This is a genomic window from Rhodococcus rhodochrous (assembly GCF_900187265.1).
Taxonomy (GTDB): Bacteria; Actinomycetota; Actinomycetes; order Mycobacteriales; family Mycobacteriaceae; genus Rhodococcus; species Rhodococcus rhodochrous.
Window position 1 is genome coordinate 1,353,082 of record NZ_LT906450.1, and the last position, 17,576, is coordinate 1,370,657.

General features: G+C 67.4%; 14 protein-coding genes and 1 pseudogene. 6 read left to right on the forward strand and 9 right to left on the reverse strand.

Translation table 11 applies throughout. From position 1 onward, the window contains the following. Positions 1-54: 54 nt before the first annotated feature. Positions 55-1,697 (reverse strand): annotated as a pseudogene (locus CKW34_RS06280) (thiamine pyrophosphate-binding protein). Between the two features lie 2 nt (positions 1,698-1,699). Next, the gene (locus tag CKW34_RS06285; protein WP_080968303.1) at positions 1,700-2,512 is read right to left on the reverse strand and encodes a cyclase family protein; all 813 of its coding nucleotides are present in this window, start codon (positions 2,510-2,512) and stop codon (positions 1,700-1,702) included. A gap of 117 nt (positions 2,513-2,629) precedes the next feature. On the opposite strand from CKW34_RS06285, the gene CKW34_RS06290 reads away from it, so the two are divergent. The 4 genes from CKW34_RS06290 to CKW34_RS06305 all read left to right on the forward strand — a co-directional run bounded on the left by CKW34_RS06290 (position 2,630) and on the right by CKW34_RS06305 (position 7,103). Beyond that, positions 2,630-3,592: a LysR family transcriptional regulator gene (locus CKW34_RS06290; RefSeq protein ID WP_064059895.1), complete on the forward strand. Its 963-nt coding sequence runs from the start codon at positions 2,630-2,632 to the stop codon at positions 3,590-3,592. Positions 3,593-3,938: 346 nt separating this feature from the next. After that, entirely contained in the window at positions 3,939-5,333 is a 1,395-nt protein-coding gene (locus CKW34_RS06295; protein WP_059383036.1) for a uracil-xanthine permease family protein, read from the forward strand. After that, on the forward strand, positions 5,314-6,369 hold the full coding sequence (locus CKW34_RS06300; RefSeq protein WP_059383035.1) for an isopenicillin N synthase family dioxygenase: 1,056 nt from the start codon (positions 5,314-5,316) through the stop codon (positions 6,367-6,369). Before CKW34_RS06295 ends, CKW34_RS06300 begins: the two co-directional genes overlap by 20 nt. After that, positions 6,366-7,103: an alpha/beta fold hydrolase gene (locus CKW34_RS06305; RefSeq protein WP_059383034.1), complete on the forward strand. Its 738-nt coding sequence runs from the start codon at positions 6,366-6,368 to the stop codon at positions 7,101-7,103. The genes CKW34_RS06300 and CKW34_RS06305 overlap by 4 nt, the downstream gene beginning before the upstream one ends. A gap of 96 nt (positions 7,104-7,199) precedes the next feature. Here CKW34_RS06305 and CKW34_RS06310 read toward each other — a convergent pair whose 3' ends face one another. The 4 genes from CKW34_RS06310 to CKW34_RS06325 form a co-directional block, all read right to left on the reverse strand. Next, on the reverse strand, positions 7,200-8,222 hold the full coding sequence (locus CKW34_RS06310; protein WP_229580421.1) for a BMP family protein: 1,023 nt from the start codon (positions 8,220-8,222) through the stop codon (positions 7,200-7,202). Positions 8,223-8,293: 71 nt separating this feature from the next. Beyond that, positions 8,294-9,256, reverse strand: coding sequence for an ABC transporter permease (locus CKW34_RS06315; RefSeq protein WP_059383032.1), 963 nt, complete (start codon positions 9,254-9,256; stop codon positions 8,294-8,296). Further along, positions 9,253-10,326 carry an ABC transporter permease gene (locus tag CKW34_RS06320; protein ID WP_059383031.1) on the reverse strand — a complete coding sequence of 358 codons (1,074 nt, stop codon included), beginning with the start codon at positions 10,324-10,326 and terminating at the stop codon, positions 9,253-9,255. The genes CKW34_RS06315 and CKW34_RS06320 overlap by 4 nt, the downstream gene beginning before the upstream one ends. Then, the gene (locus tag CKW34_RS06325) at positions 10,323-11,894 is read right to left on the reverse strand and encodes an ABC transporter ATP-binding protein (RefSeq protein WP_059383030.1); all 1,572 of its coding nucleotides are present in this window, start codon (positions 11,892-11,894) and stop codon (positions 10,323-10,325) included. Before CKW34_RS06325 ends, CKW34_RS06320 begins: the two co-directional genes overlap by 4 nt. Before the next feature lie 140 nt (positions 11,895-12,034). On the opposite strand from CKW34_RS06325, the gene CKW34_RS06330 reads away from it, so the two are divergent. Then, on the forward strand, positions 12,035-12,607 hold the full coding sequence (locus CKW34_RS06330) for a helix-turn-helix domain-containing protein (protein ID WP_157742101.1): 573 nt from the start codon (positions 12,035-12,037) through the stop codon (positions 12,605-12,607). 88 nt (positions 12,608-12,695) lie between these two features. Beyond that, positions 12,696-13,688, forward strand: coding sequence for an isopenicillin N synthase family dioxygenase (locus CKW34_RS06335; protein ID WP_059383028.1), 993 nt, complete (start codon positions 12,696-12,698; stop codon positions 13,686-13,688). On the opposite strand, the gene CKW34_RS06340 is transcribed toward CKW34_RS06335, so the two are convergent. From CKW34_RS06340 to CKW34_RS06350, 3 genes are read right to left on the reverse strand one after another with little or no spacing between them, the layout of a single operon-like run. Further along, complete coding sequence (locus tag CKW34_RS06340; RefSeq protein ID WP_059383027.1) at positions 13,652-15,145, reverse strand: aldehyde dehydrogenase family protein; 1,494 nt, start codon at positions 15,143-15,145, stop codon at positions 13,652-13,654. The two genes, CKW34_RS06335 and CKW34_RS06340, sit on opposite strands and share 37 nt — an antisense overlap. Continuing rightward, positions 15,142-16,029 (reverse strand): aromatic ring-hydroxylating oxygenase subunit alpha, encoded by an 888-nt coding sequence (locus CKW34_RS06345; RefSeq protein ID WP_059383026.1) that lies wholly within the window; start codon positions 16,027-16,029, stop codon positions 15,142-15,144. The genes CKW34_RS06340 and CKW34_RS06345 overlap by 4 nt, the downstream gene beginning before the upstream one ends. After that, positions 16,026-17,576 carry a GMC family oxidoreductase gene (locus tag CKW34_RS06350; protein WP_064059894.1) on the reverse strand — a complete coding sequence of 517 codons (1,551 nt, stop codon included), beginning with the start codon at positions 17,574-17,576 and terminating at the stop codon, positions 16,026-16,028. The genes CKW34_RS06345 and CKW34_RS06350 overlap by 4 nt, the downstream gene beginning before the upstream one ends.

A 17,576-nucleotide genomic window follows, 5' to 3' on the forward strand; every position in this document is an offset into this window, starting at 1 on the left:
GTGGGAGGGCGTGCTGTCCCTCCTCGATGACTCGTTTCATCGAATCGGTTCCGCTCAGTGACCGAATGCTTCTTGGAGCCACCATGAGCCCTCCCGAGAGACGATCTTGGCGTCGATTACGAATGGGCGGTCGGGATCTGCTGCAAGCCAGGATTCGACGGGGTGCAGGTCGGTCACATTCCGGACGGTGGCCGCCTCGCAGCCGTAGCCGCGTGCGATCGCAGCGATGTCGGTGTCGGGGAATGTCACCGAGTCGAGAGGCGGTCCGTCCGTTCCGAAGTGGTGGACCTCAGCGCCGTACATGGAGTCGTTGTATACGACGACGAGCAGCGGAAGCTTCAGTCGAACTGCAGTTTCCAACTCGGAGATGCCCATGAGGAATCCGCCGTCTCCGCACGCCACGACGGGCAGACGATGAGGTTGCGCCAGTGCCGCACCCAACCCGGTTGCGAGGCCGAGTCCGACCGACTGGAATGCCTGGGTGAAGCAGAATCCGTACTCGTCGGGCACATCGAGGTACATGCTCGGGTAGCCGAGGAAGTTCCCGGAGTCCACGGACACGATCCGCTCGGTCGGGAGCATGGTGTTCAACGTGGCCGACAGGGTACGAGGATCGATGAGTCCATCACCGGATTCGTCGTCGAACGCAACCTGGTTCCACCGCAGCCCTGTTTCGATGCGGCTCTTGACCTCGGCGGTGCGGTAGCCCTCACGATGAGTCATACCCCTCGCCTCGAGCCATGCCGACGTGGCCTTGGCGGTTTCGGCAACTCCGCCGAACAATCCGAGCGTGACGTCGCGGTGTCGGCCGATCGCGGTGGGGTTCGTGTCGATCTGTACGACGGAAGCGTCTTCTGCGATCAGTTTGCCGTGTCGCATCGTCCACATGTTGAGGGCGCAACCGAACCCGACAATGAGGTCGGCACCTGCGATCAGCTCGGCGGTGAGGGGGAGCTGAAGCCACCCGAGACGTCGATGCTCCACGGGTCGTCGTTGAACATCCCTCGGGCGACTGCTGAAGTGGCTACCAGGGCGCCGGCCTGTTCGGCCAGCACCTGGACGGCTTCCTTGGACCCGCGGGATCGGCTGCCGCGACCGGCCACAAAGACCGGCCTTTCGGCAGAGAGGATGAGCTCAGCGAACCGTGCAACCTCGTCGGATGCGGGCTGGGGCGCGGCAGGACGAACGTAGGTGCGTTTTGCGGTGTCACCCTGAAAGGGCATGTCCTGCACGTCCAGCGGAACGTTGAGCACGACGGTGCGCTGACCGTCCCGGCACAGATTGAAGGCACGTGTGACGTCGTCCAATGCGGTCAACGGGGACCGGACACGCATCGACACTGCGCCGACACCGTTGCCGATTCCTTCCTGATCGATGAAGAAGTTCGAGGTCGGTTCGGTGGCCTCGGCCGTCAGGACCAGCAGGGGAGTGTTGCTCTTCGCCGCCTCTGCGATCCCGGTGATCGCGTTGGTGTAACCGCAGCCCTGGTGCAGGGACAGCACTCCGACCTCACGCGACATGCGCGCGTAGGCATCGGCCATCGTGGCAGCGCCGCCTTCGTGGCGGGCTGCGACGAAGCGGGCGCCCCGTTCGATCATGGCATTGGTGAAGTGGAAGTTTCCGCTACCCACGACTCCGAAGACCGTGGACACGCCCATGTCTGCGAGGGCGTACCCGATTGCGTCTCTTACCAGCATTGTTATTCGGTCTCCTTTGATGTTTCGCCTTCGATCAGTGCGAGGATGCGCGCTGGGCTCCCAGAGCCTCCGACGATGCGCAGTGGTGCGACAACGAGGAGGGCGCCGACCGGTGGCAGTCGGTCGAGGTTCTGCAACTGGGTGATTCCGTACTTTCCGGCTCCCAGCAGGAACGAATGCACGGGGAACTCCGGCTCGAACCGGAAGGCCTGGCCCGCATCGGTGCCGACCGTCTCGACCCCCAATCCGATGATCGGGGTTTCGTTGGCAAGCCATTCCGCGCAAGCGGGCGTCACGCCCGGTGTGTGGGGGCCGTTGTCATCGGCATTGATGAAGCGTTCCTGGTGTTGGGATCGAGCAGACCAGCCGGTTCGGAAAAGTAGCCAGCCTGCCGGCAAGGGCCCGAATTCTTCCTGCCACTGCATCACGTCATCGATGTCGAGAAGGAAGTCCGGATTCTCGGCAACTTCGGCGGTCTTGTCTATCACCACCGCCGGCGCGATAAGTCTGTCGACCGGTACGGAGGCGACGTCACCGTGGGCCACACCCGTGATCCAGTGGCAGGGCGCGTCGAAATGGGTCCCTACGTGCTCACCGGTGTGAATACCGTTCTGGTAGGAAGTCGGACCCCTGTCGTCGTATCTGGCCAACTCCTCCAGTTCGAAACGGGGGATCGGAGCCATGCCGTCGGGCAGTGGGAGCACCGGCGTCGACGACGACAACGGTGCGGTCAAGTCGAGTACCCGAATGTCGGAGCGAGCCAACGAAAGCGCTACAGCGGCCAGTGCGCTCGGGGAAGTGGACGAGAAGCTCATGGACTGATCATGCGAGAGGAACCAGAGCAAAACCAATGCTAAAGTGCGTTCCGGTATATCCAGGATGTAATACCGATCACACAATGTTTCGCCAATGTTTCAGAGGAATGACAAGGGATGAATCCGCAACGCATGTTCGACGGGCGCCTCAAGATTCGGCACTTGATTCTCCTGACGACGCTGGCCGATGAGGGCAGTATGGTTCGTGCGGCGGAGGTCCTCCGCGTCACTCAACCCGCCATCACCCGTGCCGTACGTGAGGCCGAAGATGTACTGTCGGCGACGCTCTTCGAACGAAAGCCGCGAGGGATGGCGCCGACAGAGTTCGGCGAGATATTCCTCGAGAGCGCGCGGACGGCTTTGAACTCGCTGCGCGCCGCCGCCGAGAGCATCGACGAGATGCAACGAGTCGGTGTGCGCCCGGTACGGGTGGGTACCAATCTGGCCGGTGCGTACTCGTTGTTGCCGCAGGCCCTTGTGGCACTCAAACGTGATCACCCCAAGTTGTCGGTTTCGGTCATCGAGGAATTGCCGGAAGATCTGGCTACCTGTCTCGCGCGGGACGAGATCGACCTGGTCGTGGGTCGGCTCGACCCGCAGGGGTACAGCACTGCCACCCACAGCATTCGCCTGTACGACGAACCCGTTCGTGCAGTGGTGAGGCGAGGGCACCCCGCGGCCGATCTCGAGAATCCCGATATTCGCGACTTGCTGGATTATCCGTGGATCCTGCCGGCTCGGCCGACCCAACTACGGCATGAACTGGACGAACTGTTCGCACGCGAAGGGCTGGGCTTGCCTCAGAACATCATCGAGTGCTCGACGATTCTCACCCTTCGCCCGATTCTGATCAGTACCGATGCGATCGCGCCGCTACCGATGTTGATCGGGGCGCGCGACGAACACCTCACGCTACTGCCGACCTCTCTCGCGACTGTTCCGCGCTCGATCGGTATCACCATGCCTTCGGATCGCTCATTGAGTGCCAGCGCGCGGAGCTTGATCGATGTATTGATCAGCACAGCAAGGACTATCGCCCGAGACAACGTTCTCGATGTCAACCGAGTGCTCTCGGCCTGAGGGCATGATCGAGGGTCTCTGCTTGTTCCGATCCCGTCGTGACTTCCCGTGGTGCAACTCGCGGAGGCCTGTGGATGTCCGCGATACCGGATCGGTGAGGTGCGGGTGCGTGGCGCTCACCGAACACAGTGATCCGGGCCATGATGAGGTCGGAACCATGACCCGCACGGTAGAGGGACGCGACCGCAAGGATGACGTCGGCTTCAGGCGTTCGTAGCGACGGCATGCCGGCGTGGTGAGCGGTTCCTTACCCGCACGAAACACGATGACTCGAGCCCGAAAACTTCGGCCCCCAAGCTGTATCCGGCACCGTATACAGCACTGCATCCGAAATGGGAGCGATCACATGACCTCACCGCACCCCGTCGACGCGCGACTACCGTTCCTCCGGCAGTTCGCGTTCGGCCTCCAGCATGTCCTGATCATGTACACCGGATGCATCACCGTTCCGCTGGTCTTCGGCGCGGCCGTCGGACTCGACCGCGACACCATCGCGATGCTCATCAGCGCCGACCTGCTGATCGCCGGTCTGATCACCATCGTCCAGAGCCTCGGTGTCGGCAAACTCGTCGGTGTCCGCCTACCCATCGTCTGCGGTGCGACCTTCGCCGGCCTGACGCCGATGATCCTCATCGCGAAGGAATACGGCCTGCAGGCCGTCTACGGCTCCATGCTGATCGGCGGCATCGTCGGTCTCGCCCTGGCCTGGCCGTTCGCCAGGATCATCCGGTTCTTCCCGCCGCTCGTCACCGGTGTCGTTCTCACCGTCGTCGGGATCTCGCTCATCGGCGTGGCAGGCGGGCTGATCGTCGGCACCGACCCGTCGTCGCCCACCTTCGCCTCGCCCACCAACATCGCCCTGGCCGTGCTCGTGATCGTCGTCGCCGTCGCCTTCCTGTGCCTCGGGCGTGGCATCTGGGCCCAGCTCGGAGTGTTGATCGCCCTTGCCGTCGGCACGGTCGTCGCGGTTCCGCTCGGCCTGATCGACCTCGGCGGCGTGGCGGGCTCGTCGTGGGTGGGTCTGCCCGCCCCCTTCCACTTCGGCGCTCCCGAATTTCCGATCACCGCCGTCGTCGCCATGAGCATCGTCATGGCCGTGGTCTTCGCCGAATCCACCGCGAGCATGCTCGCCGTCGCCGAGATCACCGGTAAGCGCGTCAGCAAGGGCGACATCGCCCGCGGACTCGCCGGTGACGGAGCGTCCGCTGTGCTCGCGGGTGTCTTCAACGCCTTCGTCGACACCGTCTTCACCCAGAACGTCGGTGCGGTGGCCACCACCCGTGTGTACAGCCGCTACGTCACCGCCACGTCGGGTGCGATCCTCGTGGTCCTCGGCGCGCTGCCGAAGGTGAGCTCGGTGGTCGCGGCGCTGCCGAAGCCGGTGGTCGGCGGTGTCGGCCTGATCCTGTTCGCCACCGTCGCCCTCGTAGGCATCAATACGCTGCGCTCGGTGGACCTGTCCGACCGCATCAACTCCACGATCGCCGCCGTCGCAGTGGGTGTGGGTCTGCTGCCCGAACTCGCCGAGGGCATGTTCGAGCGCTTCCCGTCCGCCGCGCAGATCCTGCTCGGCAGCGGCATCACCCTCGCCGCGATCGCGGCGTTCTCGTTGAACCTGCTGTTCAACCACACTCGTCTCGGGACACTGGCTCGCGCGTCCCGGTCCGGCACACCGGCCCCCGTCACCTCGGCCGGTACCACCTCTCCCCACGGAGTTGCCCATGAACCAGTCGCCGTCTGACGCCTTCGTCGTTCCCGCCGTCGACATCGGCCCGTACGTCCGGGCCGGCGAGGAAGCCGAACGCGCTCGTGTCGCCCGTGAGATCGACGAAGCCTGCAGCCGTGTGGGATTCGTCCAGATCCTCGGACACGGCATCCCCGATCCGGTGGTCGACGGCCTCGCCGCCGCCCTCGACGACTTCTTCGGTCTGCCGATGGACGACAAGCAGCAGTACCGGGTGGTCGGCGCGAACCGCGGATACAGCCCGCCGAAGAGCGAGTCGCTGAGCCTGAGCCTCGGCGTCGAATCCGCCAGCCGTATGAACGATTTCTTCGAGGCATACAACGTCGGCGTGGAGGCCCGGTCGTTCCCCCACCTGGACCTGTCGGAGGACGACTACGGAATCAACGTCTGGCCCGACGTCCCCGGCTTCGAGGACCGCGTGCAGACCTATTTCACCGAGGCCTCGCGGGTCGCGCGGACCCTCACCCGGATCTTCGCCGACGCACTCGGGCAGGCCCCCGACTACTTCGAACGGCTCACCGACCACTCGATCGACGTGCTGCGCATGAACAACTACGCGCTGCCCGAGGGCACCGTCGACCTCGACGGCGACCTCACCGGCATGGGCGAGCACACCGACTTCGGGATCGTCACCGTGCTGTGGGCCGACCGGGTCGCAGGGCTGCAGGTGCTCGGCTCCGACGGCATCTGGCACGACGTCGAACCGCTGCCCGGAGCCCTACTGGTCAATCTCGGTGATCTCACCGCCCGCATCACCGACGACCGGTGGATGTCGACGCTGCACCGCGTGAAGCCGCCGATCGTCGACGGCAGGATCCGGCGCCGTCGTTCGGTGGCGTTCTTCCACGACGGCAACGTCGACGCGGTGGTCTCCACCCTGCCCGAATATGCGGGCCCGGAACCCTACGAACCCATCCTGATCCGCGACCACATCAAGGCGAAGCTCGCCGGGTCGCGGCACGGCAAGGCCAACACCGCCGCAGTACGGGAAGCCGCCCGTGTGCTGGCGGCGACGGGGGAGAACCGCGCGTGAGTCATATCGTGCTCGTGCACGGCGCCTGGGCCGGAAGCTGGGTGTGGGACACGCTGCTCGAACCGCTCCGCCGGGCCGGGCACGTCCCACACCCGCTCGCGCTTCCCGGTGTCGGATCATGGGGCGCCGACGACGTGACGCTCGACGACGTCGCCGCGGTCGTGGCCGACCACGTTGCCGGACTGGATGGCCCGGTGATCCTCGTCGGTCATTCCGGTGGCGGCATCGTCGTCACGCAGGTCGCGGAGATGCTGCCGGAGCGCGTCGCCAGGGTCGCCTACGTGGCGGGGATGATGCTTCCGTCCGGGGCCGACTTCGGGATGCTGTGCGACGGCATCGGTCTCGACGCGCCGGTGGGCATTTCGCGCTGGCTCGAACCCACCGAGGACGGTCGCGGGACGGTCGTGCCCCCGGAGGCCGGCGCGGCGGTGTTCTTCCACGAGGCGGATTCGACCGACGCGATCGGAGCCGCACGCCGACTCGTGCCACAACTCGAAACCGCCCGGCTCATGGCACCCACCTGGACGCCGGAACGATTCGGCAGCCTGCCACGCCTGTACATCGAAGCGACACTGGATCGTTCGGTTCCGCTCGTCACCCAGCGGGAGATGCAACGCCTCACCCCGGGTGCGCAGGTCGTGTCGCTCGAGTCCGACCACGCACCACAGCTGTCCGCCCGCGACGACCTCGCGGCGGCGCTGGTGGAGTGGTGCGCGGAGCGCGTCCGAACATAGGCCGGATCTGTCGAACGAGACCGACGTCGTGTGCGAAATCCGTCGGGAAATCGCACACAACGTCGGTCTCGTTCGGCCTATCGGATGGTCTCGGGGTCAGTCGCCGCCCTTGTACTCGACCTCGAACTCACCGGCCATGATCTTCTCGCGGTACTCCTCGAACAGCGCCATCGCCTCGGGCGAGATCTTGTCGACGAAGGCCGGATTGATGACCACGTCCAGACCGCCCTCGGTGATGTCCACCTCGTAGTACTTCGCCGGGTCGACGTTGCCGGCCTCGACGTCGGCGATCATCGCGCGGAGGACCTCGTCGAGATTCCACACGACGGATGAGACGACGTTCTCGGGTGCCAGCGGGGTCTGATCCATCGTGTAGCCGGCGACGCCGACACCACGCTGCTTGGCACCCTCGATGGTGGCCGCGTCGACGCCGCACGTGGAGAACTGGTCGGCGCCCTGGTCGACGAGGGCGTTGACGGCCTCGAGAGTCTGGGCCGCCGCGTCGGACCATCCGCCGATGTAGGACGGACGCAACTGGATCTCGCCGGGGCCCTTGTAGGTCAGGCGGGCACCGTCGGCGAACGCCTCGATCTGGGCCTTGCACACCGGGATCTCGAAACCGGCGGTGCCGGCGAGGATGCCGGTCTTCGTCAGGTCGCCGGCGAGGATGCCGGTAAGAAATGAACCCTGGTAGAACGGCTGGCTGTAGTCGGCGAGGTTGGCGGTGATGTCGCCGAAGCCGCCGGGATAGGCGAACAGCACGTCGGGGTAGTCGGCGATGATGCCCTTGATGGGTTCGCCGTAGTTGAACGAGTGGCCGACGATGAGCTCGTTGCCGTCCTCCGCGAGATCGGTGACGATCTGGGCGATCTGCTCCGAGGTCGCGCCCGAATCCTGCTGCACGACCGTCAGATCGATGAGGCCTTCCACTTCGAGCTTCTCGGCGCCCTCGACCATGCCCTGATTCCAGCCGACGTCGTTGACCGGACCCGAAGTGATGATCGCGGCCTTGACGACCCCGTCGGCCGAGCCGCTCCCACCGGAGTCGGAACTCGAACACCCGGTCACGGCGGCTCCGACGACGGCGGCGGCCGCCACAGCGGTACCCAATTTCTTCACGTGGTTCTCCTCGGGGAAGGGAGGGCTCGCGACTACGAGCCCCATGACTGACGGGAAAGCTGACGGGAAAGCTATTTCGCGGGGACGAACGGGACGCCGAGCGCCTTCGGGGAATTGCTGCGCGAGAACCACACGGTGGTGGCGATGACCGCGAGCAGCGTCACGGCGTACGGCATGGCCTGGAACAGCTCGTACGGCACCGACGTGGCCTGCCCACCCGAGGCGGCCTGCACGCGCAACTGGAAGGCGTCGACGAGACCGAACATGAAGCCACCGGCGATGGCGCCGAGCGGATTCCACCGCGCGAGGATGACGACACCGAGCGCGATCCAGCCGCGACCACCGGTGATGCCGTCCTGGAAGAAACCCAGACCGTCGATGACGAGCGCGCCGGCCATGCCCGCTGCGGCCCCGGAGATCAGCAGCGTGCTCCACCGGGTGCGGGGGACGGAGACACCGACCGAGTCGGCGGCCTCGGGGCTCTCACCGGCCGCGCGGATCGACAGGCCGAAAGCCGTGCGGGTGAGTACCCACCACAGGACGACGACCAGCGCGAGCGCGAGGTAGACGAGCGGCGACTGTGAGAACACGATCGGGCCGAGCGCCGGCAGGTCGGACAGCACCGGAAGATCGAGGGGCGTGGTGCCCTGGATGCGCGGCGGTGTGCCGGTCACGCCGAACACCTGCAGGTACAGGAAGGACGCGAGTCCGGTCCCGAGGATCACCACCGAGATGCCCGTGATGATCTGGTCGACGGCCATCGTGATCGTCAGATAGCCGACGATCGCGGCGATCACCAGGCCTGCAGCGGCACCGGTGGCGGCGCCGAGCATCGGTTGCCCGGTGTAGTACACCGTCACGAACGCGATGATCGCACCGACCATCATCTGCCCCTCGATGCCGAGGTTCATCAGCCCCGAGCGCTCGGCGAGGCACGCGCCGGCGGCGGCGAGGATGATCGGCACCGCCAGGCGCAGCGCGGCGGTGAACAGCGGGACGAGCGCACCGGCGCCCAGGACGTCGGACCAGTTCATCGGGCACGCTCCACGATTCGGTTGGCGAGCAGCACCGTCAGGATCATCACTGCCTGGACGACGGTGCCGATGGACGCGGGGATCTCCTGGGTACGCTGCACCGCCTGGCTGCCGAGGGTCAGCCCGGAAACCAGTGCCGCTGCGAGCACGATGCCGAACGGATTGCGACGCCCGAGCAGTGCCACCACGATCGCGGTGAACCCGATCCCGGAGGAGATCGCCAGCGACAGTCGGAACTCGCTGCCCAGCAACATGATCGCTCCGGCGATACCGCCGAGTGCACCGCTGATCAGAGCGGAGGTGACCACGGTGCGGGCGACGGAGATGCCGTTTGCCTCGGCGACGCTCGGGCTCTCACCGACGATCTGCGACGCGAAACCGAATCGGGTCGAACGCATGAGCCACCACACCAGCGGCACCGCCGCGATCGCGACGAACACACCGATGTGGATGCGGGTGCCGGGAATCGTCGCGAGTGCGGCCCAGTCGGGGATGCGCTCGGACTCGGGGGTGAAACCGTTGGGGTTGGCGAGGGGTTTGCGCACCGCCCACGCCAATGTGTAGAAGACGAGGTAGTTGAGCATGAGCGACGAGATGATCTCGTTGACCCCGAGCCGCGCCTTCAGCACGCCCGAGATGCCGCCGATGCACGCACCCGCGGCCGCGGCGGTGACGGCGACGATCGGGATCGCGATCCAGCTCGTCCCCAGCGGCATGCTCAGCACCACGGCCGTCGCGGTGATCGCGCCGACGTCGTAATGGCCCTGCGCGCCGATGGTGATGAAACCGGTGCGGTACGCGATCGCGTAGCCGAGACCCATGAGGACGAGCGGTGTCATGCCCGTGAGCAGGCGACCGAGCTGCGTGTCGCCGCCGAGTGCAGCGTCGAGCATTGTCGCGTAGGCCTGCCCCGGATCACCGCCCGCGAGGACGATGAGGATCCCACCCGCCGCGAGGCCGACGGCGACGGCGAGCAACGGCACCCCGATGGTGGTCGCGAGGCCCCGGATCCGCGACGCGGTGGGCGGCTCGGGTGGCGTCGTCACCGGTGGGCTGAGTGTGGCGGTCATGCTGCGGCCTCCTGGAATCCGCCCATGGCCGAGCCGAGGGCTTCGCGGTCGAACGGGCCTTCGTCGAACTCGGCGACGATCCGTCCGCGGTAGAGCACGACGATCCGGTCGGCGAGGCTGCAGATCTCGTCGAGATCGGACGAGATGAGCAGGATCGCGGCGCCCCGGGAGCGGTGTTCGACGAGGGTGTCCCACACGAATTCGGTGGCACCGATGTCGAGACCGCGGGTGGGCTGGGCGACGACGAGGACGTCGGGCTCACCGTCGAGGACCCGACCGAGCACCACGCGCTGCGCGTGCCCACCGGACAGGGTGCCGGCGAGCGTGCGCGGGCTCTGGGCCTTGACCGACAGTGCGGCGATGATGCGCTCGGCGCGTTCACGGACGGCGGTCCGCGACAGGCGTCCCCAGCGACGCGCGAGCGGGGGATCGGTGTAGCTGTCGATCGCGAGATTGGTATCGATCCCCAGCGACTTGATCAGTCCTCGGGTGTAGCGGTCGGCGGGGACGATGCCGACACCGGCCTCGCGCATCGCGCGGGGGGACGAGGCGTCGATCTCGCGTTCGGCGACGACGACCGCGCCGGTGGAGTCGGGGGCGAGCCCGGACAGGACGTCCTCGAGGGCGGACTGACCGTTGCCCTCGACTCCGGCGACGGCGACGAGCTGCCCGGATGCGACCCGGAGGGTCACGTCGTGCAACTGATCGGGGACGGACACGCCGACCAGTTCGAGCTTCCGGCTCCCGGCCGGTTCGGTGGCCGCGCGGCGGATGCCCAGTCCGACCTCGCGGCCGACCATGTCGCGGGCGAGTTCGGCGGTGGTGACGCTCTCGGCGCCGTCTCCGCGGATGGGGCGTTCGGCGACGAGCTGCCCTCCTCGCAGCACACCGACCCGGTCGGCGGCCTCGAGGACCTCCTCCAGATGGTGGGTGATGAGCACGATCCCGACGCCGCGTTCGGTGGCGAGTCGGCGGACCTGTGCGAGCAGTGAATGCACCTCGGCCGGGGCGAGATTCGCGGTCGGTTCGTCGAGCAGCAGGTAACCGGCGCCCAGGTGCAGGGCACGCAGGATCTCGACGCGCTGCTGCTCGCCGACCGACAGGTTCTCCACGCGTGCGGTGGGGTCGCAGGCGAGACCGGTGTCTTCGGCGAGGGCGGCGATCTCAGCCTCTGCGCGCCGCAGACGTTTCCGGCCGATCACTCCGGGGGACCGGCCGAGCAGGAAGTTCTCGGCGACCGTCATGCTCGGCACGAGCATGAAGTGCTGGTGGACCATGGCGATCCGCTCCCGGCCTCCGTCGGTGAGCGACTTTCCGTCCACCGCAATGGAACCGGAGCCCGGCGGGAGCAACCCGGTGAGGATGCGCATCAGGGTCGACTTGCCGGCGCCGTTCTCGCCGAGCAGCGCGTAGACCTCGCCGGGCCGCACATGCAACGACACGTCGCGCAGGACGGTGTTCTCACCGAAGGACCGGTGGATACCGCGCATCACGACGCCCTCGGCGGGGACCGATTCTGCCACTCCCGCAGCGGTGGTGATGCTCGCGGTCGAAGTTGCTGTCACCATACGGTGGGACCTTCCGAGTAATCGCTATGTGTTAAGTCGAGACGATCCAGGTTGGTAATTGAGCGGCCGTGTCCGATTCATGACGATTGTGTTTCGGGCGGCGGAAGGGGATGAAGTTCGTGATGCCGACGGAGAATGCAGTGCCGGAACAGGATCGCGTCGCCCGGGTGGGCGGCGTCATCCGCGCCGTCCGCAGGCAGGAGGACCTCAGTGCGCGGGCACTGGCCGCGCGTGCCGGGGTCAGTCAGGCGTTCCTCAGTCAGGTCGAACGTGGTCTCAACGCGCCCTCGCTCGCCACGCTGTACAGGATCGCCGACGCGCTCGGACGGTCGCCGTCGGACTTCCTCGATCCGGCTCCTGCCGACGATGTACTGGTGGTGCGTGCCGCGGGTCGCGTCGCCCGGGCGGTGACGGGAACCCCTGCGGCTCCGGTGACGTGGACGGCCCGCGGCAACGGGACGATCGCCGAGGTGTACCAGTACGAGATCGGACCGGACGACGACATCGCCGGATGGTTCCGCCGCTCCGACGATCTCGTGCTGGTGATGACCGGTGGACTGCTCGAGGTGGAGGTACGCGGACGCCCGGCGGTCGAACTCGCGGAGGGGGACTGCCTGTTCGCCGCGGCGGGGACCGAGATGCACTGGCGCCATCGGGGTTCGGAGCCGGCTCGTCTGGTGCTCTGCGTCGGGGCGCGGTCCGGGAATCCGTAACACGGTCCTCACCGCAGCGAGACGGATCCGCAGTATCGCAGGAATCAACTCATAGCGATCACCCGTCCGCTCTGTCCAGGAGTCACCCATGGAAGCTCTGCCTCTCATCGATCTGCGTCCGCTGCGCGACGGGAGCGACCCGCACGCCGTCGCCGGCGCGCTCGACGCCGCGTGTACCGACCTCGGGTTCTTCGTCGTCACCGGTCACGGACTCGACCCCGACCTCCGCGCGGCGACGATGGAGCAGGCGCGGCGCTTCTTCGCGCTGCCCTTCGAGGAGAAGATGGAGATCGCCATCGCGAAATCCCCCTGCCACAGCGGATATGTGCCGCCGAAGACCGAAACACTCGACCCCACCGTCGGAGCCGACGGCAAGGAGGCCTTCGACATCACCACCGACCGTGCGGCCGATCATCCGGAGGTGATCGCGGGTACGCCGCTGCACGGTCCGGCGCAGTGGCCGGCCTCGCTGATGCCCGACTTCAAGAGTGTCGCCGACGAGTACGCGAAGGCGTGCCTGGACATCAACGCCCACCTCATGCGCGGTCTCGCACTCGCTCTCGGCCTCGACGCCGACGCCTTCGTGTCGATGTTCACCGACCCGCTCGGGTCGCTCCGTATGCTGCACTACCCACCCGTTCCCGTCGGCGATACCGCACTCGGCATCGCGCCCCACACCGACTACGGCTCGTTGACACTGCTCGCCCAGGACGACATCGGTGGGCTGCAGGTCGCCGCGCGAGGTGGCGGGTGGATCGACGTGGTGACCCCGCCCGACGCGCTGATCGTCAACCTCGGCGACATGATCGCCCGGTGGACCAACCACCGCTACGTCTCCACCCGTCATCGTGTGCTGAATCCCACGCACGGGCACCGTTATTCGCTGCCCTATTTCGTCACCCCGGACTACAACGCCGTGATCGAGGCGATCCCGACCTGTGTCGAACCGGGCGCGGAGCCGATCCACCCACCGATCGGGGCCGGCGAGTACCTGCAATCGCGGTTCGAAGCGACGCACGCGTACCTCGGGGCCCCGACCGACGGTCAGATCGACAAGCACACCGTCTTGGTCTCCAAGTAGTTCTCCAGTCCGGCGGCGCCGTTCTCGTAACCCCAGCCGGACTGCTTGTGGCCACCCTTGACCAGTTCGGGGGAGAAGTAGGAGTGGCAGTTGATCCACACGGTGCCGGCGCGGATCGCGTCGGCCACCCTGTGGGCCCGCGACAGATCCGACGTCCACACGCTCGCCGCGAGACCGTAGTCGGTGTCGTTGGCCCAGGTGATCACTTCGTCGGGGTCGTCGAAGGGGGTCACCGTCACGACCGGGCCGAAGATCTCCTCGCGCATCATCGGCAGATCCGGGGCGGCGTCGACCACCACGGTGGGCTCGTAGAAGCTGCCGGTCTCGCCCACCATACGACCACCCGTCACGACCGTGGCCCCCGCGCGGACTCCGTCGTCGACGTAGGACGCCACCGTGTCGCGGTGCCGCAGGCTCACCAGCGGACCCAGATCGGTGTCGTCGTCGAGTCCGTGGCCGAGCCGCAGGGTGTCCGCAGCAGCGGCGAGACCGTCGACGACCTGCTCGTAGACGCGCCGCTCGGCGTAGATCCGGGAACCGGCGACGCACACCTGCCCGCAGTTGGCGAAGATGCCGCGCGCGAGGCCGGGGATCGTCAGCGGCAGGTCGGTGTCGCCGAAGACGACCGCCGGGGACTTGCCGCCGAGTTCGAGGGTGAGCCGCGAGAGATTGTGCGCCCCGGCCGAGGCGACGAGCTTCTTCCCGACCTCCGTGGACCCGGTGAACGTCACCTTGTCGACTCCCGCGTGCTCGGCCAGCATGCGACCGACCTCACCGCCACCGGTGAGGATGTTGACGACCCCGTCGGGGATGCCGCTCTCCGCGAGCAGTTCACCGAACCGCAGGGCGGTCAGCGAGGTGTCCTCGGCCGGCTTGAGCACGACGGTGCATCCCGCGGCGAGTGCCGGCGCCAGTTTCATCGCCGCCATGAGCAGCGGTGAGTTCCACGGCACGATCGCGGCGACCACACCGACCGGTTCGCGCACGGAGTGCGCGACGACCTTCCGTCCCGGCGGCGCGTAGGTGATCGACGGTGTGACGGTGGTCCCCGTGATCTTTGTGGCCCATCCCGCGTAGTAGCGGAACTGCTCCGCCGCGGAGGGGATCTCGGCGAATCGGGAGGTCGCCCAGGACTTGCCCTGGTCGAGGGTCTCGAGTTCGGCGAGTTCGTCGGCGTGGGCGTCGATGGCCTCGGCGATCCGCCACAGCACGCGGGCGCGGGCCGCGGGCGTGCACGAGGCCCACTCGTTCTGCAGAGCGTGGCGCGCGGCGGCGATCGCGGTGTCCACCTCGCCGGCTCCGGCCGATGCGAGTGTCGCGAGCGGCACGCCCGTGGCCGGGTCGCTCGTCTCGAAGGGCTCGCCGGAACCGGGGATCCATCGGCCGTCGACGAGCAGTGATTTCGTGCCGTCGCGGAGGAAATCGGCACAGTACCGGGGGAGGGCTGCGGTGATCACGTGTCTGCTCCTCGGGTATCGACGGGACGGAAAGGCAGGGCGCCCCAACGCAGTCCTTTGGCCTTGAGCCAGCGCCGGTAGGTGACCGACGAAGCGTCGGCGCGGGTGGGGATCTCTTCGCGCGGATCGAGCGGCAACAGGAGCGGACGCTGGTTCTCGACGATGATGCGGTCCTGCAGGAAGATCACCTGCTCGAACTGCACCAGCTCGGTGTGCGTGGAATCCGGGTCGACGAGGTACATCACCGGCTGTGCGCGGCACAGGGTTTCGTCGATCGGCTGGATGAACAGGGCGATCGCGTCGAGACGGGTGGGATCGGAGGGCGAGACCCGGTAGAGTATCACCTGATACGGATTCGGGACGCGGTAGGTCAGCTGTGCGAACGTGCCCTCGGAGGCCGCGGAGATCTGCGGCTGGAAGAACGTGCAGTCGGTGGCCCACACCTCGTCGGTCTCCCGGCGGATCTCCCACTTGTAGCGTGCGACCTCCGTGGCGGCCTCGCCGCCGAGGATGCCGGTGTGCACGAACGGGAAGTGCGCCATGTCGAGGAAGTTCTCGACCACCCGGCCGGGGGACGACCGGAGCGTGACCCACCCGCACGGCACGTAGCGCCGGTCGGGTTCGTCGGCCTCGTCGATGGGGAAGACGTCCTTCTCGGGGGTGCCGAGCGTGGTCCACACGAACCCGTATCGGCGTTGCACGGGAAGCACGGCGTCGCCGTCGTGCACCGTCGGTTCGCCGTCGGCGTCGACGCTGCACTCGATGTCGGCGCCGAGCAGGCGGGTGCGCACGACGGCCTCGGCGACCTCCTGTTCGGAACAGACCGGATACCACTGGTTCAGCACGACCGGGTCGTCGCAGCGTGTGGTGATGCTGGTCGTCACGACAAGCTCCTCTCGGTTCCGGTGATCAGTGCGGCCGCGCGCTCGGCGAGGGCGATCACGGGGGCGTTGGTGTTGCACGACGGGAGCACCGGGATGACGGAGGCGTCGACGACGCGCAGTCCGTCCACGCCGTGGACGCGCAGGTCCGGGTCGACGACGGCGTCGGGTCCCACGCCCATCGCGCACGTGCCGCCCGTGTGGAAGAAGGTTGCGCAACTGGCTCGGACGAAGGCTTCGGCGTCGGCGCGGCCGAGACGACGGTCCGGTGCCGCGGGTGCCTCGACCAGATCTTGCAACGCGGAGGTCTCGGCGAGGTCGAAGATGCGGTCGAGACCGGCGACGAGGGCGTCGAGGTCGCGGGGATCGGACAGATAGCGCGGGTCGATGATCGGCGCCGTGCCCGGATCCGCGGACCGCAGTGTCAGCTGTCCGACGCTGTAGGAGCGCATGAGGCCCGGGGAGATCGCGAAGACGTCGCCGGTGACGTCGTAGCGTGCGGCCACCTCCGGGGTGGCGTGCGCACCCTGGACGACGAAGGCGTGCAGGTCGGGCAGGTCCAGCGACGGGTCCGAACGCCAGTTGAGGATCGCGCCACCGCCGTTGTCGCGGGCAGGGCCGAGCGGATTGCGGGCCCGGAAGTTCACGCCCATGAGCAGAGGGTGGTCCTGGAGGTTGCGTCCGACACCGGGAAGTGCGGTGTGCACGGGGATCCCGTGCTCCTGCAGATGCTCGGGATCGCCGATACCTGAGAGCAGCAGCAGGTGCGGGCTCGAGATCGCACCGGCACAGAGCAGGACCTCGGCGTCGGCACGGACCACGGTGTCCGTGCCTCCACTGCCGTACCGCACACCCACGCACCGGTCGCCGTCGAGCACCAAGCCCGACACCGTGACGTCGGTGCGCACGGTGAGATTGGGCCGGGTCCGCGCCGGATCGAGATAGGCACGGGCCGTGCTGACGCGGTGCCCGTCGTCGATCGTGAGGTTCGCCAGGGAGGCGCCCTCGATGTCCGGCCCGTTGCAGTCGTCGAGCACGGTCATGTCGAGTTCGGCTGCGGCATCGAGCAACCCGGTAGCGATGGGATGCGGGTCGGCGGGTCGGGTGATGCGCACCGGGCCTCCGGCGCCGCGGAAGGCGGTGGCGCCGCCCTCCCAGTCCTCGGCGCGGCGGAACCACGGGAGCAGCGACGCGAAGTTCCAGCCCTTCGCTCCGGCGGTCTCCCACGCGTCGTAGTCCGACGGGTGCCCGCGGTACCAGAGCATCGCGTTGAGACTGCTCGATCCGCCGAGGACCCGGCCGCGCGGGATCGGCACTGCGCGACCGTCGAGCAACGGGTTGGGCGCGTAGCTGTGTCCCCAGTCGTAGTCGCCGCCGAGCAGTCCCGCCCAGGTCGCCGGCGCGTCGATCGAGGGGAGACCGGCGTGGTCCGGTCCTGCCTCGAGGAGCAGCACGGTGGTGTCGGGATTCTCGGTCAGGCGGGCGGCGAGTACGCACCCCGCCGATCCGCCGCCGACGACGACATAGTCGAATCCGTCGGTTGTGTACAC